The sequence below is a fragment of the Bizionia paragorgiae genome (genome assembly GCF_900107625.1).
GTDB lineage: Bacteria > Bacteroidota > Bacteroidia > Flavobacteriales > Flavobacteriaceae > Bizionia > Bizionia paragorgiae.
Window position 1 is genome coordinate 176,041 of record NZ_FNQK01000003.1, and the last position, 24,298, is coordinate 200,338.

Annotated in this window: 25 protein-coding genes; 16 read left to right on the forward strand and 9 right to left on the reverse strand. The window is 35.9% G+C overall.

The window, feature by feature from the left end; all coding sequences use genetic code 11:
* The first annotated feature begins 84 nt into the window (after positions 1–84).
* From BLV64_RS03215 to BLV64_RS03230, 4 genes are all read left to right on the forward strand, one after another.
* Positions 85–837: an enoyl-CoA hydratase/isomerase family protein gene (locus BLV64_RS03215; protein WP_092132343.1), complete on the forward strand. Its 753-nt coding sequence runs from the start codon at positions 85–87 to the stop codon at positions 835–837.
* A gap of 66 nt (positions 838–903) precedes the next feature.
* Complete coding sequence (locus tag BLV64_RS03220; protein WP_092132346.1) at positions 904–1,281, forward strand: four helix bundle protein; 378 nt, start codon at positions 904–906, stop codon at positions 1,279–1,281.
* A gap of 40 nt (positions 1,282–1,321) precedes the next feature.
* The gene (locus BLV64_RS03225; RefSeq protein WP_072348776.1) at positions 1,322–1,921 is read left to right on the forward strand and encodes an acyltransferase; all 600 of its coding nucleotides are present in this window, start codon (positions 1,322–1,324) and stop codon (positions 1,919–1,921) included.
* Between the two features lie 11 nt (positions 1,922–1,932).
* Positions 1,933–3,273 (forward strand): phenylacetate--CoA ligase family protein, encoded by a 1,341-nt coding sequence (locus BLV64_RS03230; RefSeq protein ID WP_092132349.1) that lies wholly within the window; start codon positions 1,933–1,935, stop codon positions 3,271–3,273.
* Positions 3,274–3,386: 113 nt separating this feature from the next.
* Here BLV64_RS03230 and BLV64_RS03235 read toward each other — a convergent pair whose 3' ends face one another.
* Positions 3,387–3,863: an Lrp/AsnC family transcriptional regulator gene (locus BLV64_RS03235; protein ID WP_092132351.1), complete on the reverse strand. Its 477-nt coding sequence runs from the start codon at positions 3,861–3,863 to the stop codon at positions 3,387–3,389.
* A 200-nt stretch (positions 3,864–4,063) separates the two neighbouring features.
* Between BLV64_RS03235 and BLV64_RS03240 the strand changes: the two genes are divergently transcribed.
* The 4 genes from BLV64_RS03240 (at position 4,064) to BLV64_RS03255 (ending at position 9,186) form a co-directional block, all read left to right on the forward strand.
* Complete coding sequence (locus BLV64_RS03240; protein WP_245705859.1) at positions 4,064–5,338, forward strand: dihydrolipoamide acetyltransferase family protein; 1,275 nt, start codon at positions 4,064–4,066, stop codon at positions 5,336–5,338.
* A gap of 47 nt (positions 5,339–5,385) precedes the next feature.
* Positions 5,386–6,453, forward strand: a complete 1,068-nt coding sequence (locus tag BLV64_RS03245) for a branched-chain amino acid aminotransferase (RefSeq protein WP_092132357.1) — start codon at positions 5,386–5,388, stop codon at positions 6,451–6,453.
* 210 nt (positions 6,454–6,663) lie between these two features.
* Entirely contained in the window at positions 6,664–8,715 is a 2,052-nt protein-coding gene (locus tag BLV64_RS03250) for an alpha-ketoacid dehydrogenase subunit alpha/beta (RefSeq protein ID WP_092132360.1), read from the forward strand.
* A gap of 270 nt (positions 8,716–8,985) precedes the next feature.
* Complete coding sequence (locus BLV64_RS03255; RefSeq protein ID WP_245705860.1) at positions 8,986–9,186, forward strand: hypothetical protein; 201 nt, start codon at positions 8,986–8,988, stop codon at positions 9,184–9,186.
* Between the two features lie 67 nt (positions 9,187–9,253).
* Here the strand turns inward: BLV64_RS03255 and BLV64_RS03260 are convergent, their stop codons facing one another.
* From BLV64_RS03260 to BLV64_RS14510, 3 genes are all read right to left on the reverse strand, one after another.
* Entirely contained in the window at positions 9,254–9,790 is a 537-nt protein-coding gene (locus BLV64_RS03260; protein WP_092132366.1) for a DUF4136 domain-containing protein, read from the reverse strand.
* Between the two features lie 24 nt (positions 9,791–9,814).
* The gene (locus BLV64_RS03265; protein WP_092132369.1) at positions 9,815–11,800 is read right to left on the reverse strand and encodes a urocanate hydratase; all 1,986 of its coding nucleotides are present in this window, start codon (positions 11,798–11,800) and stop codon (positions 9,815–9,817) included.
* 94 nt (positions 11,801–11,894) lie between these two features.
* Positions 11,895–12,059, reverse strand: coding sequence for a C1orf53 family protein (locus BLV64_RS14510; protein WP_177165288.1), 165 nt, complete (start codon positions 12,057–12,059; stop codon positions 11,895–11,897).
* A gap of 49 nt (positions 12,060–12,108) precedes the next feature.
* On the opposite strand from BLV64_RS14510, the gene BLV64_RS03270 reads away from it, so the two are divergent.
* Genes BLV64_RS03270 through hemL form a run of 4 tightly spaced genes read left to right on the forward strand, consistent with a single transcriptional unit; the run spans position 12,109 to position 15,471 of the window.
* Positions 12,109–12,447 carry a hypothetical protein gene (locus BLV64_RS03270; protein ID WP_092132450.1) on the forward strand — a complete coding sequence of 113 codons (339 nt, stop codon included), beginning with the start codon at positions 12,109–12,111 and terminating at the stop codon, positions 12,445–12,447.
* On the forward strand, positions 12,437–13,348 hold the full coding sequence (locus BLV64_RS03275; RefSeq protein ID WP_092132372.1) for a 1-aminocyclopropane-1-carboxylate deaminase/D-cysteine desulfhydrase: 912 nt from the start codon (positions 12,437–12,439) through the stop codon (positions 13,346–13,348). The genes BLV64_RS03270 and BLV64_RS03275 overlap by 11 nt, the downstream gene beginning before the upstream one ends.
* A gap of 6 nt (positions 13,349–13,354) precedes the next feature.
* Positions 13,355–14,167: a glucosaminidase domain-containing protein gene (locus tag BLV64_RS03280; RefSeq protein WP_092132375.1), complete on the forward strand. Its 813-nt coding sequence runs from the start codon at positions 13,355–13,357 to the stop codon at positions 14,165–14,167.
* 23 nt (positions 14,168–14,190) lie between these two features.
* Positions 14,191–15,471, forward strand: coding sequence for a glutamate-1-semialdehyde 2,1-aminomutase (gene hemL, locus BLV64_RS03285; protein ID WP_092132377.1), 1,281 nt, complete (start codon positions 14,191–14,193; stop codon positions 15,469–15,471).
* A 95-nt stretch (positions 15,472–15,566) separates the two neighbouring features.
* On the opposite strand, the gene BLV64_RS03290 is transcribed toward hemL, so the two are convergent.
* The 3 genes from BLV64_RS03290 to BLV64_RS03300 form a co-directional block, all read right to left on the reverse strand.
* Positions 15,567–15,908 (reverse strand): hypothetical protein, encoded by a 342-nt coding sequence (locus BLV64_RS03290; RefSeq protein WP_092132379.1) that lies wholly within the window; start codon positions 15,906–15,908, stop codon positions 15,567–15,569.
* Positions 15,909–16,024: 116 nt separating this feature from the next.
* Positions 16,025–16,426, reverse strand: a complete 402-nt coding sequence (locus BLV64_RS03295; RefSeq protein ID WP_092132382.1) for a hypothetical protein — start codon at positions 16,424–16,426, stop codon at positions 16,025–16,027.
* 174 nt (positions 16,427–16,600) lie between these two features.
* A complete protein-coding gene (locus tag BLV64_RS03300) occupies positions 16,601–17,155 on the reverse strand; it encodes a collagen-like triple helix repeat-containing protein (protein WP_092132385.1) in 555 nt (184 codons plus the stop codon).
* Positions 17,156–17,301: 146 nt separating this feature from the next.
* On the opposite strand from BLV64_RS03300, the gene BLV64_RS03305 reads away from it, so the two are divergent.
* Positions 17,302–18,942, forward strand: a complete 1,641-nt coding sequence (locus BLV64_RS03305; protein WP_092132387.1) for a dipeptidyl-peptidase 3 family protein — start codon at positions 17,302–17,304, stop codon at positions 18,940–18,942.
* A gap of 85 nt (positions 18,943–19,027) precedes the next feature.
* Here BLV64_RS03305 and BLV64_RS03310 read toward each other — a convergent pair whose 3' ends face one another.
* Positions 19,028–20,533: a hypothetical protein gene (locus tag BLV64_RS03310; protein ID WP_092132390.1), complete on the reverse strand. Its 1,506-nt coding sequence runs from the start codon at positions 20,531–20,533 to the stop codon at positions 19,028–19,030.
* Positions 20,534–20,682: 149 nt separating this feature from the next.
* Between BLV64_RS03310 and yiaA the strand changes: the two genes are divergently transcribed.
* Complete coding sequence (gene yiaA / locus BLV64_RS03315) at positions 20,683–21,156, forward strand: inner membrane protein YiaA (RefSeq protein ID WP_092132393.1); 474 nt, start codon at positions 20,683–20,685, stop codon at positions 21,154–21,156.
* A gap of 128 nt (positions 21,157–21,284) precedes the next feature.
* Here yiaA and lysS read toward each other — a convergent pair whose 3' ends face one another.
* Entirely contained in the window at positions 21,285–22,979 is a 1,695-nt protein-coding gene (gene lysS, locus BLV64_RS03320; protein ID WP_092132396.1) for a lysine--tRNA ligase, read from the reverse strand.
* A gap of 313 nt (positions 22,980–23,292) precedes the next feature.
* On the opposite strand from lysS, the gene BLV64_RS03325 reads away from it, so the two are divergent.
* On the forward strand, positions 23,293–23,451 hold the full coding sequence (locus tag BLV64_RS03325) for a YqaE/Pmp3 family membrane protein (RefSeq protein ID WP_092132399.1): 159 nt from the start codon (positions 23,293–23,295) through the stop codon (positions 23,449–23,451).
* 120 nt (positions 23,452–23,571) lie between these two features.
* Entirely contained in the window at positions 23,572–24,282 is a 711-nt protein-coding gene (gene lipB / locus BLV64_RS03330) for a lipoyl(octanoyl) transferase LipB (RefSeq protein ID WP_092132401.1), read from the forward strand.
* Positions 24,283–24,298 lie beyond the last annotated feature (16 nt).

The following is a 24,298-nucleotide window of genomic DNA, read 5'->3' on the forward strand; positions in this document are numbered from 1 at the left end:
TGCGTGTGCAGGAATCTTTAAAGAAAAAGTAATAATCATAAAATGGACTCCTGCTTTCGCAGGAAAGACAAAAAATATATTAAGATGAGTCAACCTTATGTTAAACTAGACATACAAAACGAAGTAGGATATATAGAATTTTTTCATCCTGCACACAACTCTCTACCGGGAGATATTTTAGCAAAATTAGCACAAACAATTACCGACGCGGGAACTAACGATGACATCAAAGTGATTGTTCTTAAGAGTGGAGGCGATAGAACCTTCTGTGCCGGAGCAAGTTTTAATGAATTAATCAACATCAACGATGCAGCAACAGGAAAGGTTTTCTTTTCAGGGTTTGCAAATGTTATTAATGCCATGCGCAAATGTCCGAAATTTATTATCGGTCGAGTGCAAGGTAAAACCGTAGGAGGTGGTGTTGGTTTAGCAGCATCAACCGATTATTGTATGGCATCGAAATTTGCTGCCATAAAATTAAGTGAATTAAATATTGGTATCGGACCATTCGTAGTCGGACCAGCTATAGAGCGTAAAATGGGATTAAGCGCCATGTCGCAAATCGCAATTGATGCCAACTCATTTTACCCTGCAGACTGGGCACAACAAAAAGGACTTTATACACAAGTTTACGATTCTACAGAAGCTTTAGACGAGGCTGTAAAAGCAACAGCGGAGCACTTATGTACCTACAATCCAGAAGCGATTAAAGAAATGAAAGCGATTTTCTGGAAAGGAACGGAAGATTGGGATACGCTGTTAGCAGAACGTGCTGCAACTAGTGGAACTTTAGTGCTTTCAGAATTCACAAAAGAAAAATTAAAGACCTATAAATAGCCTTGAGTCTTGAGCCTTTAGCTATGAGTTGGATTTTGAGAACTATACTTAATATGATTTAGCATTATGAAATTTGAAAGTAACTATCATTTTAGTTTTGAGAATTTAATTGTATATCAGAAAGCAATCGCTTTTGGTGAGATTATTAATGAATTGGTTGAAACCTTTCCACATAAAGAAACCTTTAGATTAACCTCTCAGTTTTCTAGAGCCGCAGACTCAATAGCTGCTAATATTTCTGAAGGTTCTGCTAGTACGGATGCCAATTTTAATAGATATCTTAAAATGGCTTGGGATAGCAGTCATGAATGTGTGACTTGGAATACAAAAGCATATTTGAGAAAGTATATTTCTAAAGAGCAATATGAATCAAATCGTGCATTATTGACTGAAATAGGAAAAATGATATCTTCGTTAAGAAGAAAACTAAATATTAAAAATTAATCAAGCTCATAGCTCATAGCTCACAGCTTATCACTTAAACATGATTTACAAATTCAAAGGCTACACACCTGTTGTACATGAAAGTAGTTTTGTACATCCCTTAGCCGCAGTTACTGGCAATGTCATTATTGGAAAGAACTGTTACATCGGACCAGGCGCTGCCATTCGTGGTGATTGGGGACAAATTATCTTGGAAGACGGAGTGAATGTACAAGAAAACTGTACAGTCCATATGTTTCCAGGGAAATCTATTGTCTTAAAAGAAAGTGCTCATGTGGGGCATGGTGCTATAATTCATGGGGCTAACTTAGGTAGAAATTGCCTTATCGGAATGAATTCTGTTATTATGGATGATGCCGAAATAGGAGATGAATGCATTGTAGGAGCTATGGCCTTTGTAAAAGCAGAAACAAAAATTCCAAGGCGTAGTTTAGTAGTCGGCAATCCAGCGAAAGTAGTAAAAGAAGTGAGTGATGATATGATCTCTTGGAAAACTGCAGGCACCAAGTTATATCAGCAATTACCTGCCGACTGTCACGAGACCCTAGAGGCTGTAGAACCTTTAAGAGAAGTTCCAAAAGACTTACCCAAGCAAGAGGATTTTTATAAAACGCTACAAGATTTTAGAAAGAATAATTAAGACATCTCATCATGTATAATAAAGAAATAGAAACGCTTCCTCTTGTAAAACTTAGGAAGCTGCAAAGCGAACTCTTGGTAAACCTTGTAAATCGCGTATATAAAACAGTGCCATTTTATAAAGATCTATTTGATAAATCTGGTATCGATGTGTCATCGATAAAATCAATTGATGATATTCATAAATTACCATTTACCAAAAAAACAGATTTAAGAGATCAATATCCCTTTGGGTTTTTAACAGTGCCCGAAACTCAGCTAGCGCGAATTCATTGCTCTAGTGGTACTACAGGGAAACCTACCGTAGTAGCATATACCAAGAAAGATTTAAATATTTTTTCTGAAGTGGCGGCGCGGTCATTGGCTGCAGGAGGTGCCAAACCAGGAATGAAAATGCACAACAGTTATGGTTACGGATTATTTACCGGAGGTATAGGAATTCATTATGGAGCAGAACAATTAGGGATGTCTGTGGTTCCTGTTTCTGTGGGGATGACCGATAGGCAAATTACCCTATTACAAGATTTTAAACCGGAAGTTATTTGTTGTACACCGTCTTATGCGCAAACCATTGCAAGTGAATTGGAAAAGCGAAACTTGAGTAAATCAGATATCAACTTAAAATATGCTATTCTTGGTGCCGAACCATGGACCGAAGCGATAAGAACAGATATAGAATCGTCGTTAGGTGTAAAAGCAACTAATATTTACGGTCTAAGTGAAATAATCGGACCTGGAGTTTCGCAAGAAGCTTGGGATGAACAAGGAACAGGAAGTTATGTTTGGGAAGATCATTTCTTTCCAGAAATTGTAGATAAAGATACGGGAGCACCTCTTCCTTACGGAGAGGAAGGCGTGCTTGTGTTTACGACACTTTCTAAAGAAGCGATGCCTTTTCTTAGATATTGGACAAACGATATTTGTAGTCTGTCGTACGATCATAGCACCTCTAGAACCCACATAAAAATGGGTAAATTAAAAGGTCGTGCCGATGATATGTTAATCATTCGAGGTGTGAATTTATTCCATACCCAAATTGAAGAAATCTTTACAGAATATACCGAACTAGCACCAAATTATCAGTTGGTGGTAACAAAACAAGGGCTTACAGATCAAGTAGAAGTAAAGGTGGAAACAAGTACTGATTTCCAAGTAAAAATAGGTTTAGGTAACGGATTTGTTAAAGATGACATTGTGAAGAATTCAGCGTTATTGGCAATGACAAATCAATTAAAAAAGAATATTAGAGATAAAGTTGGTTTAAGTATGCAGGTGACTTTATGTTGTTGTGATTCCATTCCTAAAAGTGAAGGCGGAAAACTAAACCGAATAGTCGATTTACGCAGGTCTTAAATACCATCTATCTAACCTTCGAGATTAATACTACTTAGCCTAAGTATGGAACACATGCCATTACTTAGGCTAATTTTATTTTGTTCTATTTGTAAAGCTTTTATACGGGGTAATTATAGTAGACTACTAAGGTCTATTTCATTGGTTTCTTTATTGGTAGATAACGCAATTAAACTCTGCACATTACCTAAGTAAGGGAGTAGCGTGAGCTTAGAAATAATAAACGTTTCGTAGGCCTCAATATCTTCAACGACTAACTTTAATAAATAATCAAAATTACCACTAACACGATGGCATTCAATAACTTCTGGGAAGCTGTTGATTTGTGTGACAAATTTTTCTAAAAAACTTCGGGTGTGCCCTTGTAATGTGATGCCTATAAATACCGTCTGTTTTAACCCTATTTTTTTATTGTTTAAAACAGCAACATATTTATTAATGTAACCCTCTTTTTCTAATTTTTTAATCCGCTCAAAGATTGGGGTTGTGGTCATACCCAGCTCATTAGCAATGCTTTTTGTTGTTCTGTTGCTGTTTTGTTGTAATAAAGCTAGAATCTGGGTGTCGATTTTATCTAAGCTGTTCGGCATAGGAAAATTATTTTTTTATCTCTTTAAATAAGCAATAGAAAAGAAATTTACGCTAAAATACTGCTAATTTTTAGATTTATATTCTTTATTAGGTAAAGATGATGGGTTTTAACATTTGTCAGGCTTAAATTTTATTACTTTTATTTCTTTAACTAAATACCTTTTTAAGCTTGAAAAATTTTGAATTAAAAATGCCTAAAATGGGCGAAAGTATTTCCGAAGGAACAATCATTAATTGGTTAGTAGAAGAAGGCGATAGTTTTAATGAGGGTGATATTATTCTTGAAGTGGCAACGGATAAGGTGGATAACGAAGTTCCAGCTCCTGCGTCAGGAAAATTAATTAAAACCCTTTTTCAAGCCAAAGATGTTGTGCCTGTAGGTACCGTTATCGCAACTTTAGAGCTTTCTGAAGCTGGATCAGTATCAAGCGACACACCAAAAGCAGTAGCTTCCGATAGCAAATCATCTAAACCCAAAAAACAAACCAAAAAACCTAAGGCAGCACCACAACCACAGGTGTCCACAGGTAGTTTTTCAACGTCTAATACCAATACATTCTTTTCGCCCTTAGTGATTAAAATAGCGAAAGAACACCATGTCAGTTTTGAAGAATTAGCTCGTATTCCGGCAACAGGAAAAGACGACAGATTACGTAAAAGTGATATTTTTAATTATATCGAAGAAGGCCGTCCGTACAAATTTGCGCAGCCTATTACACAAGACCCTACAGCATATCGCATTCCGCAATTAAATTTTGATAAAGGTAAGGGTAAAGTCATCGAAATGGATAGAATGCGTCAAATGATCGCCGATCATATGGTGTATTCTAAACATACGTCACCTCATGTTACCGCTTATGTGGAAGCCGACTTAACGAATATGGTAAATTGGAGAAATGCTAATAAAGTAGCCTTCCAAGAAAAATATGGTGAGCGTTTAACGTTTACGCCTTTATTTGTAGAAGCTGTAGCGAAAGCAGTAAAAGATTTTCCGAATATTAATGCGTCTGTAGATGGTAATAATATCATTGTTAAAGAAGATATTAATATCGGTATGGCAACAGCACTTCCTAGTGGGAATTTAATTGTTCCGGTAGTGAAAAACGCGGATACTAAAGATTTAAAAACTATAGCGGCAAACGTTAACGAACTTGCAGGAAAAGCAAGAGAAAATAAGTTGGCAGGCGATGATATAAAAGGGAGCACGTTTACCATTTCTAATGTAGGAACCTTTGGTTCGGTTATGGGAACACCAATCATAAACCAACCGGAAGTAGCCATCCTGGCTTTGGGAATTATTAAAAAACGCCCGGAAGTAATCGAAACTGAAAATGGTGACGAAATAGCTATTCGCAGTATGATGTACCTATCACTGTCATTCGACCACCGTGTTGTCGATGGCTTTTTAGGAGGTAGCTTCGTACGTCGCGTTGCCGATTATTTCGAACAATTTGATACCAATAAAAAAATATAACACGTAAATTCTAATGATCAATTAGAATGAAAAAAATATAACTCATAATGAAACATAATATAAGCATCACAAAAGTTACAGAATCTGGCGTTAAGAATTTAGATTTTAATAACATCCCTCTAGGGACGACTTTTACAGACCATATGTTTATCTGCGATTATAATAATGGCGAATGGACAAACCCTAGAATAGAACCACTAAAAGCAATTCCTACACACCCTGCAGCTATGGCTTTACATTACGGTCAGGCTATTTTTGAAGGGATGAAGGCTACAAAAGATGCCGACGGCAATCCAATTATTTTCCGTGCCGATAAAAATGCAGCACGATTAAATGCAAGTGCCGATCGAATGGGAATGCCGCATTTTCCAGAAGATTTATTTGTCGAAGGTTTAAAAGCATTAGTATCTTTAGAGCGCAATTGGATCCCGCCATCAGAAGGGAGTGCTTTGTATCTAAGACCATTTATGTATGCCGATGAAGCTTTTATTGGTATGCGTGCAGCAACTAGTTATAAGTTTATTATTATGGCATCTCCAGCGCAATCTCTATATAGTAAGCGCATTAAATTATGGGCCGAAAAACAATACATTCGTGCCGCTCAAGGAGGTACAGGAGAGGCTAAAGCTGCCGGTAACTATGCCGCTGCAATTCGCCCAACCGAATTAGCAAAAGCAAAAGGATATGACCAAGTATTATGGCTAGACGCTGTAGAACGTAAGTATATTCAAGAGGTAGGGACCATGAATATTTTCTTTAAAATTAATGGCGAATTTATCACTCCTAAACGTGATGGATCAATTTTAGATGGTATTACAAGACTAAGTGTAATTGCTATTTTAAGAGATAAAGGCTATGAAGTAACGGAGCGTGCTATTACAATTAACGAAATTCAAGAGGCTTCAAAAAACGGGACTTTAGAAGAAGCTTTCGGTACAGGTACCGCCGTTGGTATCGCTTATATTCAAGAAATTGGAGTTGGTGATGAGGTCGTTCATGTGTCAGACGAAAGCCCTGTAGGTTTAGAAGTCAACAATACATTAAATGCGATTAAAACGGGTCAGACCGAAGATAAATTCAACTGGCTTATTACATTAAAAAAGGAATTGGTGTAAACGATTTAGGGCGTTACCACAAGGGTCGCGCTTTCGGCAGTCGCTTCCCAATAAAAATTGGTAGAGCTCCAACAAAGCCTCAATCCCTAACGCAAAAAATAATAACCCGTCAGTAATAGTAAGTTTTAACACCACTAGAATAACTAAGGACTTCTAAAATTAAAACTGAACTATTTACATAAATAGGCTAACCGACGAATTGATTATAATATGAAAAAAGATATTTTAGAAAAAGGATTTTTAAACCTTTGCACAGCCAAAGCCATGGCCGAGTTGTACGAAGCAAACTTTAAACAAGTTTCAAAATATGTGCACGCCACATCGCGCGGTCACGAAGCGATACAAATCGCTGTGGGTATGCAATTGTTACCTCAAGATTATGCCTTTCCATATTACAGAGACGATGCTATGTTATTATCGTTTGGTTTAAAACCTTACGATTTAATGTTGCAACTATTAGCAAAAAAAGACGATCCGTTTTCTGGTGGGCGTACTTATTATGCGCACCCGAGTTTAAAGGATGATGATAAGCCGAAAATTCCGCATCAGTCTTCCGCAACAGGAATGCAAGCTATTCCAGCTACAGGAGTAGCTATGGGGATGCAATATAAAGAGCTTCAGGGAATAGACGATAAAACTATAAAGGACTTGCCGTTTGTAGTGTGCTCTTTAGGGGATGCTTCAGTAACCGAAGGTGAAATCGCAGAAGCCTTTCAAATGGCAGCTTTAAAACAAATGCCAATTTTATTTTTAGTACAAGATAATGGCTGGGATATTTCTGCTAATGCAGCCGAAACCCGTGCCCAAGACGCCTTTGAATACGCGAAAGGATTTAAAGGTTTGGAAGCCATTTCTATCGATGGTGCAAACTTTACAGAAAGTTACCAGGCCGTAGAAAAGGTGATAAAAACCATCCGTACCGAACGTCGTCCGTTTTTAGTCCACGCTAAAGTACCGCTATTAAATCATCATACTTCTGGTGTACGTATGGAGTGGTATCGCGATGATTTAGAAGAAGCAAAATCTAGAGATCCTTATCCAGTATTAAAGCAACAACTGTTAGATAATGGTTTTTCACAAAAAGATATTGATACTTTAGAAAAGACAGCAAAAGCTAATGTGCAAGCAGATTTTGAAAAGGCCTTATTAGCCGAAGATCCGAAACCTGAAGATTTATTTACAAACGATTTCGCACCGACACCAATTACCGAGGAGCATGGTGAACGGGCTCCTAAAGGAGCAGAAAAAGTGGTGATGGTGGATTGCGCTTTATTTGCTGTAGAAGAATTAATGAAAAAGCACAAAGAGTGTTTACTATACGGTCAAGATGTTGGTGGTCGCTTGGGAGGTGTGTTTAGAGAAGCAGCTACATTAGCTCAGAAATTTGGAGACGATCGTGTGTTTAATACCGCTATTCAAGAAGCCTTTATCGTGGGATCTACGGTAGGTATGTCTGCAGTCGGATTAAAGCCAATCGTAGAGGTTCAGTTTGCTGATTATATTTGGCCAGGACTAAATCAGTTGTTTACAGAGGTAAGTAGAAGTTGCTATTTAAGTAACGGTAAATGGCCAGTAAGCATGATTTTAAGAGTGCCTATTGGTGCTTATGGTAGTGGTGGACCTTACCATTCATCTTCTGTAGAAAGTGTGATTACTAATATTCGCGGTATTAAAATAGCTTATCCTAGTAATGGAGCCGATTTAAAAGGGCTTATAAAAGCAGCCTATTACGATCCAAATCCTGTTGTGATTTTAGAGCATAAAGGGTTGTACTGGTCTAAAGTGCCAGGAACTCAAGGAGCGACATCTATAGAGCCTAGTGAAGACTATGTGTTGCCATTTGGTAAAGCATGGTTGTTGCAAGAAATATGGAAGCAAGACGATGTAGAGACTTTAACTGTAGTAACCTACGGAATGGGGGTGCATTGGGCCATGAATGCTAGTGAAGAGCTGGGGATGAAAGATCAAATTGAAGTCATCGATCTGCGTACCCTTTTCCCATTAGATGAAGAGACTGTTATGAAATCGGTTAAGAAAACAGGAAAGTGTTTAGTGGTTACCGAAGAGCCAAGTAATAATAGTTTTGCCAGAGCCTTGGCAGGAAAAATTCAGGAAGAATGTTTTAAATATTTGGACGCCCCTGTGATGACGATCGGTAGTGAAAATATGCCGGCAATTCCTTTAAACTCTACTTTAGAACAAACCATGATCCCATCAACAGAAAAGATTAAAGCTAAAATAGAAAGTCTTTTTAATTATTAAAGGGTGTAGAAGAGAACAGAATGCTGTTTTACTTAAAAAAAAATACTTATTAAAGAGGAGCTTAACAGCTTCTCTTTTTTTTATGCAAACTCAGGGATTACAGATTTTTAATTCCGAACTTAACAATACAATGAGAATAGAACTAGGTTTTTAAGTGATTTGTTTTTTTTGTGATGTTATTAGTTTACAATTAATTAGTATATTTAGAATAATTAATTAAAAATTATACAAATGAAAAAAATAATTCACACAGTATTAGCATTATGTTTTATGACAGTCGCTTTTACATCATGTAGGGAAGAGAAAACTCAAAAAGAAGAGTTAATCGAAGAAATGCAAAATGAAGGAGCCGAGATAGATGTTAAAACAGATGGTGATGAAACCAAGATAAAAATGGAAACCGAAGATAAAAAGGTGAAAATTAAAGAAGACGGAGAGGAAACTAAAATAAAAGTAAAGACGGATGATTAATCCCCTTTAGACTAGTAATAAAAAAGCGATTCAATTTAAAAATTGAATCGCTTTTTTTAATTGTTTATTATTTTAATTCCGGTGGATATTTAGCTAGAATTTCAGCGACGAATTCGTTAATTCGGGCTTCCTTTTGCTCAACATTACTGCCGTTGCTTAAATAACCAGAACCTTTTCCTTGCCAAATAAGCTCTTTTTTATTGGCATCGATGAGGTCTATATATAAACTCCCCTGTGTTGAAGAGCTCACGGTGTTATGATGGTAATAAGGACTCCAGCCCCAACCGTAACCATACATTCCATAACCTCCGTTGTTGTACACGTTAACCTCTTGACGCGATTTTGTGAATATGCTAACAAGTAAATCGGGGGTTTCCGATTTTGTAAATCCCTTGGCTAGTAATTCAGATTCTATAGCTCTTAAAATTCTGCGTTTATCTAAGTCGCTAATTTCTGCTTTGTCAATACCTGGTTTAAAAAATGCAAACGACTTATAGGAATTAAAATCGGCATTTTTATCGTAATCTGACTGCACTCGCACCGAGCTACAAGAAGTAACTACTAAAGCAAGTAGTATTAAGGGTAGTGTTTTAATTAATTTCATCTCTTTCAATTTTTTAGTTAGTAATTATAACGAGTCTATAATCTCATCATCTACTAAATTGGGTAAGGTTACTTTTAAATTAGGTTCGATTTCCATAGCGCGTTTTATTGCAAAAACAGCACCTTCATTTCTCGCCCAACTACGTCTTGAAATCCCGTTGTTAACATCCCAAAATAGCATTGATTTTAAGCGCTTTGACGCCTCTTTACTACCATCAAGAACCATACCAAATCCGCCATTAATAACTTCTCCCCAGCCAACGCCACCACCATTGTGAATACTTACCCACGTAGCACCGCGGAAGCTGTCTCCAATGACATTGTGAATGGCCATATCTGCTGTAAAGCGAGAACCGTCGTATATATTTGAGGTCTCACGATACGGAGAATCTGTCCCTGATACATCATGGTGATCACGTCCTAATATTACTGTCCCAATATCTCCCTTTGCAATGGCTTGGTTAAACGCTTCAGCTATTTTAGCGCGTCCTTCTGCATCGGCATATAAAATCCTAGCCTGAGATCCTACGACTAGTTTATTGGCTTGAGCGCCTTTAATCCACTGGATATTGTCACTCATTTGCTGTTGGATTTCTTTTGGAGAATGGCGTTTTATTTCTTCTAAAACCTCACAAGCAATGGCGTCAGTTTTTTCTAAATCTTCAGGTTTCCCAGAAGCACATACCCATCGGAAAGGTCCGAAACCATAATCGAAACACATTGGTCCCATAATATCTTGAACATAACTAGGGTATTTAAAATCAATGCCGTTGCTTGCCATAATATCAGCACCAGCTCGTGAAGCTTCCAATAAGAACGCATTTCCGTAATCGAAGAAGTAAGTACCTTTCGCGGTATGTTTGTTAATGGCATCGGCATGAAGGCGTAAAGAGTCTTGAACCTTCTCTTTAAACAGTTCAGGGTTATTTGCCATCATATCGTTAGCTTCTTCAAAAGTTAGGCCTACCGGATAATATCCGCCCGCCCATGGATTGTGAAGTGAGGTCTGATCACTACCTAGGTCTATATGAATATTTTCTTCATCAAATTTTTTCCAAACGTCAACTACATTTCCTAAATAGGCTATAGATATGGTTTCTTTTTCTGATTTAGCTTTGGTAACACGTGCAACTAACGTGTCTAAATCAGAGATTTTCTCATCAATCCAACCCTGATCTAAACGGACTTGTGTTATTTTAGGGTTTACTTCGGCACAAACCGTAATACAACCAGCAATGTTTCCGGCTTTTGGCTGAGCGCCAGACATACCACCTAGACCAGAGGTTACAAATAAGTTTCCTTTAGGCGTTTTATTAATTTTTCTAAATCCGTTTAAAACGGTTATAGTCGTTCCATGAACAATACCTTGAGGGCCAATATACATATAGCTTCCAGCCGTCATTTGTCCGTACTGAGTAACCCCTAAAGCGTTAAATTTCTCCCAATCATCAGGTTGAGAATAGTTAGGAATCATCATACCATTTGTAACCACAACTCTCGGAGCCTCTTTATGGGATGGGAACAAGCCCATAGGATGACCTGAGTACATCACTAGAGTTTGCTCGTCATTCATTTCTGCCAAATATTTCATGGTTAAACGGTATTGTGCCCAATTTGAAAACACACCACCATTACCACCATAAGTAATTAATTCGTGAGGGTGTTGTGCTACCGCATAGTCCAAGTTGTTCTGGATCATTAACATGATTGCTGCTGCTTGCTTGGATTGTGCAGGATACTCGTCTATAGGACGCGCGTACATTTTATAATCAGGACGCAAGCGGTACATATAAATACGACCGTAAGTATCCAATTCGTGTTTGAATTCCTTAATTAAAGTATTGTGGTGTTTCTTGTCGAAATAACGCAATGCATTTCGCAAGGCTAATTTTTCTTCCTCAGGAGATAGAATGGCTTTGCGTTTTGGAGCATGGTTGATGTCAATTTCGTAAGGTTTCTCTGCAGGTAAATGGTCTGGTATTCCTTCAAGAATCTGTTCTTTAAAAGTCATTTTATGTTGTGTTTTATCAGTAGTTGTAAACGCTAGAGTTAATGTGTAAAGCGTTCATGAAAAGTAGGGTTTTACATTCGTCACTACTTTATAATTATAATGTTTTTCTATTCGTTTTTTTATTAAAGCCATAAGGGCAGTGTCTACAGCCGCTTTCGCAACAATAGCCTCTTTTTAGGTGGTATTGCTCTGTAAAACATCTGTAGCCTTCAGGGGTTAAATAATAATCCCCCTCTTCAATTGGGATAATTTTCTTCATATGTTACAAATATAATGTAAATTGGAGTGATTTTTGAGTGCTTTTAATAGTGATATTATTTTCAAAATATTTAGTTCCCAAAGGCTATTCTGGATTAGCCATCTATCCGTTTGTGTTTTTAAAGTCTAAAGCTTTAAAAAAAGACGGCGTACTTATTAATCATGAGAAAATTCATTTAAGGCAGCAGGTAGAAATGCTGGTTCTTCCTTTTTATATCATTTATATACTAGAGTTTTTATTTCGATATATTCAGTATAGACAGGTCTATTTAGCCTATAAAAATATCTCATTTGAGCGTGAAGCTTATGCTAACGAATCGAACTTAAACTATTTAAAAACACGTTCGTTTTGGCAATTTTTAAAGTATATTCGTAGCTATGATTTTTAAGATAGAAAACAGTGTTAATGAGCAGGTTATTTTAAATGGAATTAAAGATGTCGAAGTCTATCTTAAACGGGAAGATGCCATACATCCTATAATTTCTGGAAATAAATACAGGAAATTAAAATACAATATAGCCTTTGCTAAAGCACATAATTACACTAAGTTGTTAACATTTGGAGGTGCTTTCTCTAATCATATCATTGCAACCGCAGCAGCTGGAAAAGTCTCCGGATTACAAACGATAGGTGTGATTAGAGGAGAAGAACTCGCGAAAAAATCAATTCATAATGAGACCCTAGAGTATGCTAAACGTTGTGGTATGCAATTTAAATTTGTTAGTCGCGAGCAGTTTAGGGATAAAACTAGTACTGACTTTTTAAACGGCTTAAAAGCCGAGTTTGGAACTTTTTATACCGTTCCAGAAGGAGGAACAAATGACTTAGCGGTTAAAGGCTGTGAAGAAATATTGACTGAAGCCGATAAGTGTTTTGATTATGTATGTGCATCAGTAGGCACAGGAGGGACCTTATCAGGGTTGATAAATAGTTCTGAACCAAATCAGAAAATTTTGGGTTTTTCGGCATTAAAAGGAAGCTTTTTACAAGAGGATATTAGTAAATTTGCAAAGCGTAATAATTGGGAATTAATCACCGATTATCATTTTGGAGGTTACGCTAAAATAAAACCCGAATTGATTACGTTTATCAATCAGTTTAAAGCACAAAATAATATTGCTTTAGATCCTATTTATACGGGAAAGATGCTGTATGGGATTTCAGAGTTGATAAAAAAAGGTGTTTTTGCTAAAGGGACAAAAATTTTAGCCATTCATACTGGCGGCTTGCAAGGCATTGCAGGAATGAATGCTATTTTAAAACAAAAAGAATTACCGTTAATACAATAAAAGTTGATGAAGAAGATATTTACCATTATTTGTTTGAGTGTACTAGTTTTAAGTTGTGGATCACGTAAAAAGGTGGTGACTAGTAAAACAAAAACTAAAACAGAGCGTGTAACAAGACAACCAAAAACGCCTACAGAAGAGAAGGTTGTTATTGCTGCGCCAAAAGAAGAGTCCAAACCAGTGTCTAGTGGGTACGCAAATGCAACGGAAGCCTATATTGCAAATTATAGTGGTATAGCAAAAGATGAAATGAGAGATTATGGTATTCCTGCAAGTATAACATTAGCACAAGGCATATTAGAATCGGGTTCAGGAAACGGACGTTTATCTGTAGAAGCAAATAATCATTTTGGTATAAAATGCCACCGCGAATGGACAGGTGATAAAATTTATCACGATGATGATGCCGCACAAGAATGTTTCAGGAAATATAAACACTCTAAGTATTCTTTTAGAGATCACTCCTTATTTTTAAAAGAAAGAAAAAGGTATGCGGGATTATTTAAATTGGCTATAGATGATTACGAAGCATGGGCAAAAGGACTAAAAGCTGCAGGTTACGCTACGGATAGAAAATACCCAGATAAGTTAATTAGTCTGATTGAACGCTATCAGTTGTATCAGTACGATTTAGAGGTCCTTGGTAAAACACCGGCAAAACGCCCTGTAGTAAAAAATGAGGATAAACATATAGTTGTTGCGGGGGATACTTTGTATTCTTTATCACGAAAATACAATATGACCGTGAAGGAGCTACAAGAGTTAAACGGGCTTAAGTCTAATGAATTAGCAATTGGGCAAGAATTATATATTAAATAAGAAAATAAATATTACAAAATATTATGATTTATAAACGCAGTAGTGCTTTGTTTGCAAAAGCAGAGCAGGTTATTCCTGGAGGGGTGAATTCTCCAGTTCGAGCATTTAAAGCCGTTGGTGGTACACCTATTTTTGTAAAGGAAGCCAAAGGCGCATATTTATATGATGAGGATGGAAATACATTAATCGATTATATAAATTCATGGGGACCTATGATTTTAGGGCACGCTTACGAACCGGTGGTTAACGCCGTTATCGATAAAGCAAAAAAAGGGACGTCTTTTGGTATGCCTACCGAGATAGAAACTCAAATCGCAGAATTAGCAGTGTCTATGGTGCCTAATATTGACAAAATCCGTTTTGTTAATTCGGGAACAGAAGCCTGTATGAGTGCTGTGCGATTAGCAAGAGGTTATACGGGGAAAGATAAAATTATAAAATTTGCAGGGTGCTATCATGGTCATAGTGATTCCTTTTTAATACAAGCAGGTAGTGGCGCTGTAACTTTTGGTAGTCCGAATAGTCCTGGTGTTACCGAAGGCACTGCAAAAGATACGTTACTAGCTAAGTATAACGATATTAATAATGTTGAGGCTTTAATTGAAGCTAATAAGGGGGAGATAGCATGTATTATTATAGAACCGGTTGCCGGGAATATGGGATGCGTGCCACCTAAAAACAACTTTTTACAACAGTTAAGAAGTTTGTGTGACGCTCATAACATCTTATTAATCTTTGATGAGGTAATGACAGGCTTTCGATTAGCGCAAGGAGGTGCTCAAGAACTGTTTAATGTAAAAGCAGATATTGTTTGTTTCGGAAAAGTTATTGGTGGCGGATTGCCAGTGGGTGCTTTTGCAGCAAATAATGCTATTATGAATCATCTGGCTCCTTTAGGTCCCGTTTATCAAGCAGGAACTTTAAGTGGGAATCCTTTAGCTATGGCAGCAGGGTTGGCTATGTTAACAGAGCTTAATAATGATAAAGAGATTTATACGCGTTTAGAGGAAAAAACCGCGTATTTACACAAGGGGTTAGCCGATGTTTTAACACAGCTAAATGTTACGCATACAATTAATAGAGTAGGCTCGATGATTTCTGTTCATTTTGATGAGACTGAGGTTGTTGATTTCGATACGGCAGCAAAAGGGAATAATGAGACTTTTAAAACCTTTTTTCACGGGATGTTGAATAATGGGGTGTATATCGCACCAAGTGCTTTTGAAACATGGTTTATAACTGATGCATTAACTTATGAAGATTTAGACAAAACCATTGCAGCTTGTCACGCTGTTTTTTCATAGTATGTAGTAAAAGATAAGACATAAAAAAAGCGATTGTAAATTTACAATCGCTTTTTTTGTACTAATTATTAATAAGATTAATTAGGTAATCTATATTACTTAGACTCGTTAAGTATAACAAATCTGCTGTATTGTTCTTCTGTTAAGATGCTTTCCATTTTAGCTTTAAAATCAGCTTCAAGGGTTGCCATGTTTTTTTTGTAAGCTGGCGTGTCTACACCGTGGTGTTTAGCTAAAGAATATTTTTTTAAGGCTTTACCTTTATACGCTTGGTAAGTTTCTTCTAAAACATCATCGGAAAACTTTAATTGTTTTCTCAATTCGTAAGCTTTTTCATTCGCTTCTTTATTGATCTCAAGTTTGTTTTGAGCCACAACATTTTGAGTTCCTATTACAAGAGCGAAAGCAAAGAAGCAAAAAGTAATTATTTTTTTCATTTTTCAAGTATTATTCATTAATTACTCAAAGAAAAGCTATTTGCATAATATTCGCAAATAAAAAAGACGCAGATTAATTATGCTGCGCCTTATTCTTAACTTATAAAAGTGGAATATTATTTTTTCCCACGTCTTTCTAATCGTTCGTCTTTTTGCTTTTCTTTAAGTGTAGTCCATTTTGCATACTGCTCGTCGCTTAAAATAGCCTTCATATTATTATCTCTATTATTTCTACTAGACTCTAGGCCTTTTTTTAATTCCATACGTCTTTCTTTAGACGCTTTTTTCTCCTCCATTTTAGAGCTTCGTAGCTCCTCCTGCATTTTGGCATGTTGTAGATTTAGAATGCTTATTCTCTTTTGCTGAGCTTCATCTAATGATAATGCTTTTGTTAAACGTTCTGTTTGCATCTGAGCTATCTCTTCAGCACTTTTATTGTTTAATTTGTTGGTTTTATCATTTTGAGCACTTACTTGTAAAGTGACTAATGCAATAGCAATTAATAGTAATTTTTTCATTGTTTTTAAGTGTTTATTTCCGCCTAAGCGCTTAGTTAATATAATGTTGTTGCTTGTTTTTTAGACTATTAATAAGTTTAATGGTTTAATAGTATCCGTAAATATAACTTCTTTTTTATTGTTTTACATCTCTAATAATCACTTTATCGTAGGAAATGCAAAAAAATACTTCTCTTAATTTATTTTAAACTGCTGAATATCCTTTTCGGTAATTCCTGTAGCCTTCATTAAAGTATTCATATTGGAAAATTCCATTTTAGTTGAGAAATTCACATCAGCAGGAAGAATAAAAACGCGAAAGACTTGATTGTTTACAAGGCTTGGCGCGACCGAATTTGCATTATAATCTGGTTCTACATAAATGCTATAATCATATTGAGTGAAATCGAAGTTGTAATAAAGAACCCCAAGATCGGTTAGAAAGGGTTGTGGTAGCTGACGCCACACGTCAAGGCCATTGTCTACCTCTTCTAGTCTATAAACAAAAATCGCATCGTTGTTATAAAGCTGAATATTATGAGCCGAGAAGTCTTCTCTAAATTCAAACGTGTTGTTTGCCGAGTTTAAAGCCAAGTCAATATCAATTTCAAAAACTAAGGCTTCAAATATTGAGCCATCCACGCCGTCTTGACCATCAAAACCGTTAAAACCCGGAGGCCCAGCAGGACCTTCACATGCGGTAAATAATAAAGTTAAAAAAGTTCCGAGAATAATACAGGTTTTTTTCATTGGTGTATGCTTTTAGTGTGTGTTATATGTGGTATTTTATAAGTTGCAGTCTTGTGATTTCGGAACACTTCTTATAATGTAATAATTACATTTATGCTAGTAATTAAAATGGTTATCTTTGTAAATATAATTAAAATCTAAACATTATGAAGCAATTAGCAATCCTTTTAATGACAACTATTATTGCATTTTCTTGTAAAGAAAAAGAAAGTAAAGTTGAGCAAGTAGAAGATGAAAAACTTACAGAAATGCAACAGAATTTGAGTAAGTATGTGCCTGTTGAATTGACGGCAGATTTAAGTGGATTAACAGATAATGAGCGCGAGATGTTACCCATCTTAATTAAAGCGGCAGATAAAATGAATGATTTATTCTGGTACGAAGCTTATGGGGATTGTGATGCCTTACTAAACTCTATTTCTGATGAAGATGTGAAAAAATATGCATCCATTAATTATGGTCCTTGGGATCGCTTAGCAAATAACAAACCTTTTGTGGAGGGGATTGGTGAAAAACCTAAAGGGGCAAATTATTACCCGGCAGATATGACAAAAGAAGAGTTTCAGAATGCTGAGTTAGAAAATAAATCTAGCTTATACAATTTTGTGCGTCGTGATGAGAGTGGTAAGTTATTTACAATACCATACCACAAACAATTTGAATCGGAAGTTAAAGAGGTGTCCAACCTATTGTTAGAAGCGTCTAAATTAGCAGAGGATGGCGGACTAAAAAAATATTTGGAGTTGCGTGCAGCAGCATTGTCGAATGATGAGTATCAAGAGAGTGATTTTGCTTGGATGGATATGAAAAATAACACCTTGGATATTGTTATTGGTCCTATTGAAACTTATGAAGATCAACTTTTTGGAAATAAAGCAGCACACGAAGGCTATGTTTTAATTAAAGATCAAGAGTGGAGCAAACGCTTGGAAAAATTTAGTAGCTTTTTGCCAGAACTACAAAAAGGCTTACCAGTAGATGAAAAATACAAACAAGAACAGCCGGGAACAGATAGTGATTTAAATGCTTATGATGTTGTGTTTTATGCCGGTGACTGTAATTCGGGAAGTAAAACAATTGCTATTAATCTACCAAACGATGAAGAAGTTCAGCTTAAAAAAGGAACTCGCCGCTTGCAACTTAAAAATGCAATGCAAGCAAAGTTTGATAAAATACTGTTGCCTATTACCGATGTGTTAATAGCTGAAGACCAACGTAAACATGTTACGTTTGATGCCTTTTTTGCTAATACTATGTTTCATGAAGTTGCTCACGGACTAGGGATTAAGAATACCATTAATGGAAAAGGTACCGTGCGTACATCGCTAAAAGAATATGCAAGTGCACTAGAAGAGGGAAAAGCAGATATTTTAGGACTTTATATGGTGCAGCAATTACATGCTAAAGGTGAGTTAAAAGAAGATTTAAAAGATAATATGGTAACCTTTATGGCTGGTATTTTTAGATCTGTACGTTTTGGAGCCTCAAGTGCGCACGGAAAAGCAAATATGATCCGATTTAATTTCTTTAAAGAAATGGGAGCATTTTCAAGAAATGAAGATGGAACCTATGCTGTGCATTTTGATAAAATGGAGTTAGCTATGGAAGCGTTGTCTAAAGTTATTTTAACGTATCAAGGGGAGGGTGATTATGATGGTGTTGGTGCCTTTGTTGCAAATTATGGTGGTATTCCAGAAGAACTTCAAAGTGACTTAGATCGCTTAAGTGATGCTAATATTCCTGTAGATGTGATTTTTGAACAAGGTATTGAAACTTTAGGATTGTAAACACACATACTTTTAGATAGAAAAAAAAAGCTTCAAGTTTAACTTGAAGCTTTTTTTATGCGTTAAGAATGATAGTCCGTTTAAATTAATCTATAGCTTGTTTTACGAGGTCTAAAGTGATTGGATATAGGGGTTTGTTTTCCATTTTGCTTTTAAGCCAGGCATAAAAACTCATAACAAAAATATCTTCTTTTTCTGAAGGTACCCACTCAAAAGCATCTTCTACTTTTGCTCTAAACGTCGCACTCACTACGCTACCGCTATATTTATAATACCGCTCTACAAAACCTAAGTAAGTGAGCACACGTTGTTGGTTTATAGATTTTAAATAGGGGTAGTAGGAGCGTTTAAAACTAAGTAAGCGCGAATCGACTAAATCTATATTTCCTAGTTCGATATGTAAAATAATTTCAATTAAATTTTTTTTAATTACCCAAGCTAGGCCAACCTTGCTTTCGTAATAGGAGTCTGTGTGATGCATAGTAGCCAATTCTCGAAGTGCACTTTTGTAATTCGTAGCCTGCATATTAAACATCACTAAGCTTAAGGATAACAACAATGCTGTTTCTAAATCGTCGTTATTCTTGGTGTTCCTACTTTTTATAATGCTTATAGCTTCCGTTTGGCGATTGGTATAGTTGCAATTTAATGCTTTTAATAAACAGTATTTAGGTTCAAAGACCTTGTAATATTTGTTCCGATTTAAATGCATCTGCTGATGCATAAGTTCTAGATAGTGTAGAGAATCCTTAAATTTTTTATTCCGAAATAACGTGTTAGCAATGATGTAAAGGACTTGGATGTGATAATATAATTGTCGGTTCGTGTTTTTATAAGACAGTAGCTTGTTGTAGGTCGAAATTAAAAAGGGTTCTATTTTTAAATAGTCGTTTGTTACAAATGCCGAAAGACTTACCATAGTCATCAATTGGTATAGTGATTTAAATGACAACGATTCTTGAAGGCTAATGTGATGTTCGTTAAGCGTGTGCTGTAAAAGCTTTTCAAAATCTTCAGGTTTGCCTTTGTAGTGCGAAGGGTTTAAAGCTTGTCTTATTTTAGCGTACACAAGATTAAGTTGATCTTCTAAATAATGCTGTTTTTGGTTTGCTTTAAACTTTTGCTCTAAAGTGGTTAATTCAATTTTGGGATAGGCATAGGCATATTGAATTTGAGTATGGTAGATTTCGTTGAGTATAGCGAATAAATAATGCTCTTGTGCTAAAACTTCAGCTTTGTTTAAAATGGCATAGGCAACCGCATATTGGTGCTGTAGCAAAAAAGCACGAGCAGCCAATATGTATTTTATAAGCTGCATATCTATAGAGTGCCCTTCTTCTAAATTAATGGTGGCTACAAAATCAATGATGGCGTGGTAAAGTCGCTTTCTTAGCGCATGATATGCAGATTTGTTGTTGGTTTTATAAAGGGACGTGCAAAGTGCATCAGAAGAGAGGTTGTTTTTGACTAATAATTTAAACAATTGAATGTTTTTGGTGTCTTTCCTTTTGTTCTTCTTTTCTAAAAATTGAATGAATTGCTGCTGTTCTTCAGAAGAAAATGTTGAAACAATCGCATTTAAATCAGTCATTATATCGTCAGTTAGTTTGTCTATTATCTTATTAAATATAAGGTTAATTTTGATTATTATGTTTTTATATCGTCAGTAATTTTGAAAAGTAGTGTTTTTTAAGGTTAACTAGTGTCGGATATTTGCTTCATAATCAAAACACAAAAATTATGAACTATCAAGAAAACGTTTCGACAGATGCAGAAACAAAAAACAGAAAAGACAAAAAGGTTTACGATCAGAAACCAACAGCAGCTTTTATAGGAGCAGCATGGAGCACATTAATTGCTGGAATGGTATCATATTGTATTGGTTTATGGAATGCCGATATGCAACTTAACGAAAAAGGGTATTATTTTACGATTCTATTATTCGGTTTATATGCGGCTGTTTCTGTGCAGAAAGCCGTTCGTGATAGGCTGGAAGGCGTTCCAGTTACCGATATGTATTATAGTATTAGTTGGTTTGCTGCTTTGGCAGCCGTGGTTTTATTGGTTGTCGGTTTATGGAATGCCGACTTGCTTCTGAGTGAAAAAGGATTTTATGCCATGTCCTTTTTACTGAGTTTATTCTCAGCCATTGCGGTGCAAAAAAACACACGAGATATTCAGTATATAACCAGAAACAACACCGATAATGAATAACTGTTAGTACAACAGATAAAAATTAAAACAAAATAGATAAGTTTGTTTTGATGATGGTTAGTCTTTAACCAAAAACAGCGTTACTTAAGCTTAAGTAACGCTGTTTTAAATTGTAAGATTTTATCATTTTAGACTAAGGCAACAAACAAGCCTTCGTCTGTTTTTTCAACTTTAGCCACTTTTAATTTGGTTAGTCCTTTTATGGTTTTGTCCCATTTTTTATTACTCAATCCAGAATCTGCTTTTAAAGTGTTTAAATCTATTGGAGACTGTTTCTTTAATAGAGCAAAAACCGCTTTTTCATCGTCATTCATAGGGATAGCCTTTTTCTCTGGTCGCATTTGCGGGAAGAAAAGTACCTCTTGAATCGATTGGTTGTTTGTTAAATACATGATTAAACGGTCCATTCCAATTCCCATTCCAGAAGTTGGAGGCATACCGTATTCCAAAGCACGTAAAAAGTCGTGGTCAATAAATTCAGTAGCTTCGTCATCTCCTTTTTGAGCCAGTTTTAATTGGTGTTCAAAACGTTCGCGTTGGTCTATAGGGTCGTTAAGCTCAGAATAAGCGTTAGCAATTTCCTTACCACAAACCATAAGCTCAAAACGCTCTGTTAATTCTGGATTGTCTCTATGTTCTTTACATAACGGACTCATTTCCTTAGGGTAATCGGTAATGAAAGTAGGTTGTATATAATTACCTTCACATTTTTCTCCAAAGATTTCGTCGATTAATTTTCCTTTACCCATAGTGTCATCAACTTCAATACCCATGCCTTTAGCGGCTTCGCGTATTTCAGCTTCTGTTTTTCCTGTAATATCAAAACCAGTAAAATGCTTGATAGAGTCGGTCATAGTAACACGGGCGTAAGGGGCTTTAAAATTAATTTTATGCTCACCAAAAGTCGCCTCGCTAGTTCCATTTACGGCAATAGCACAATGTTCTAGGAGTTTCTCACAAAAATCCATCATCCAATTGTAATCCTTATAAGCCACGTAGATTTCCATAGCTGTAAATTCAGGATTATGGGTTTTGTCCATTCCCTCATTTCTGAAGTTTTTAGAAAACTCATATACGCCATCAAAACCACCAACAATTAAACGTTTTAGGTACAGTTCGTTAGCGATTCTCATATATAAAGGAATATCTAAACTGTTATGGTGCGTAATAAATGGTCTTGCTGCTGCCCCTCCAGGAATTGGTTGTAAAACAGGAGTTTCTACTTCAAAATATCCTGAGTCGTTAAAAAAGTTACGCATCGCAGTATACAATTTTGTACGCTTGATGAATACATCTTTAACATGTGGGTTGACTACCAAATCGGCATAACGACGACGGTAACGTAATTCAGGGTCGTTAAATGCATCATGAGCATTTCCATCAGCATCAATTTTTGGTAATGGTAATGGTTTTAACGACTTACTAAGTAATTTAAACTCTTTAACCATTACAGTTTTTTCACCTACTTTCGTAGTGAAAAGCTCACCTTCAATCCCTATAAAATCGCCAATATCTAATAACTTTTTATAGATATCATTGTATTTACTTTTGTCCTCTCCAGTGCAAATTTCATCACGATTAAAGTACACTTGAATTCTGCCTTCGCTATCTTGAAGTTCTGCAAAACTTGCATTACCTTGAATACGACGAGACATTAATCGTCCTGCAATAACCACTTTTTTACCATTTTCGAAATTCTGTTTGACTTGCTTAGAAGTCTCAGAAACAGGGAATAAATCGGCTGGATAAGGGTTAATTCCTAACTCGCGTAATTTTGCAAGCTTTTCTCTTCGTACGAGCTCTTGCTCAGATAATTGTGACATAGTTTAATTTGTGTGTAATTAAGCCCGCAAAGATAAGATTATTACACTGCAATTAAAATTATTTTTTTTGGTGATTATAGTCAAATGTTACCTTCGGGATCTGCTTATTAAATCCTTGTTTATGTGTGATTTATTTCTGTTATAAATCTTATTATTATCATTGCGAATACCGAGTAAATCAAAGAAGTTTGAGCGATGTGTTACGTGTAGTGTAACGAATCGTTAGATTATACGTCTTATCTTACTAGTAGGTACTGTTTATAACAAAGTACCGCCATCAATCAAATCAAAAAATATTAAATCAATTAAAATTATGGGATTTTGGAGAGTGTTACTTTCAATAATTTGTCCGCCATTAGCTGTTTTAGATAAAGGCTGTGGCTCTATACTTATAGTGTTTTTATTATGGTTATGTGGCTGGGTGCCTGGAACAATTGCGGCACTGGTTATTTTAAATAACCCTAACAGGTAACACTAACTTTATATTGTTTTTATGAACTAACTAAGTGGTTATAAAAACATTATTTTTTAAGAAGACTTTCACACGAGGAGATCAGGCAGTGCATTATTTATTTTTGTAATTTTGTAGTCTATGAATAAGGATATCCAATTACAAGATTTAGGTAGTAAAGACTTTAAAGAGACTTGGGATTACCAAGAGGAGTTATTTAAAGGTATTTTAGATACTAAAATTAAAAACCGAAGAGAAAATGCAGGTTTAGAGACTACTAATTATTTTCTTTTCGTCGAGCATCCCCACGTCTATACCTTAGGGAAAAGCGGAGATGTATCTAACTTATTATTAAGCGAAGAGCAACTTAAAGAGAAGGGGGCTACCTTTTATAAAATTAATCGCGGTGGAGATATTACCTATCACGGACCCGGGCAAATTGTAGGGTATCCTATTTTAGACTTGGATAATTTCTTTACCGATATTCATAAGTATTTGCGGTTCCTAGAAGAAATGATTATTCTTACCCTTGAAGAGTATGGTTTAAAAGCTGAACGCAGTCCTGGTGAAACAGGAGTTTGGTTGGATGTGGGAACCCCTTTTGCTAGAAAAATTTGTGCAATGGGAGTGCGTGCAAGTCGCTGGGTAACCATGCATGGTTTTGCATTAAATGTAAATGCTAACCTTGGGTATTTTGATAATATTATTCCTTGTGGTATTCGTGGTAAGGCTGTAACGTCCTTAAATGTAGAATTAGGAAAGCAGACAGTGGATGAAGATGAGGTAAAAGAAAAACTGTTAAAACACTTCACTACTCTTTTTGAATCTGAATTTGTGAAAGAAAAAGCGTAACCGATATTAATAACAA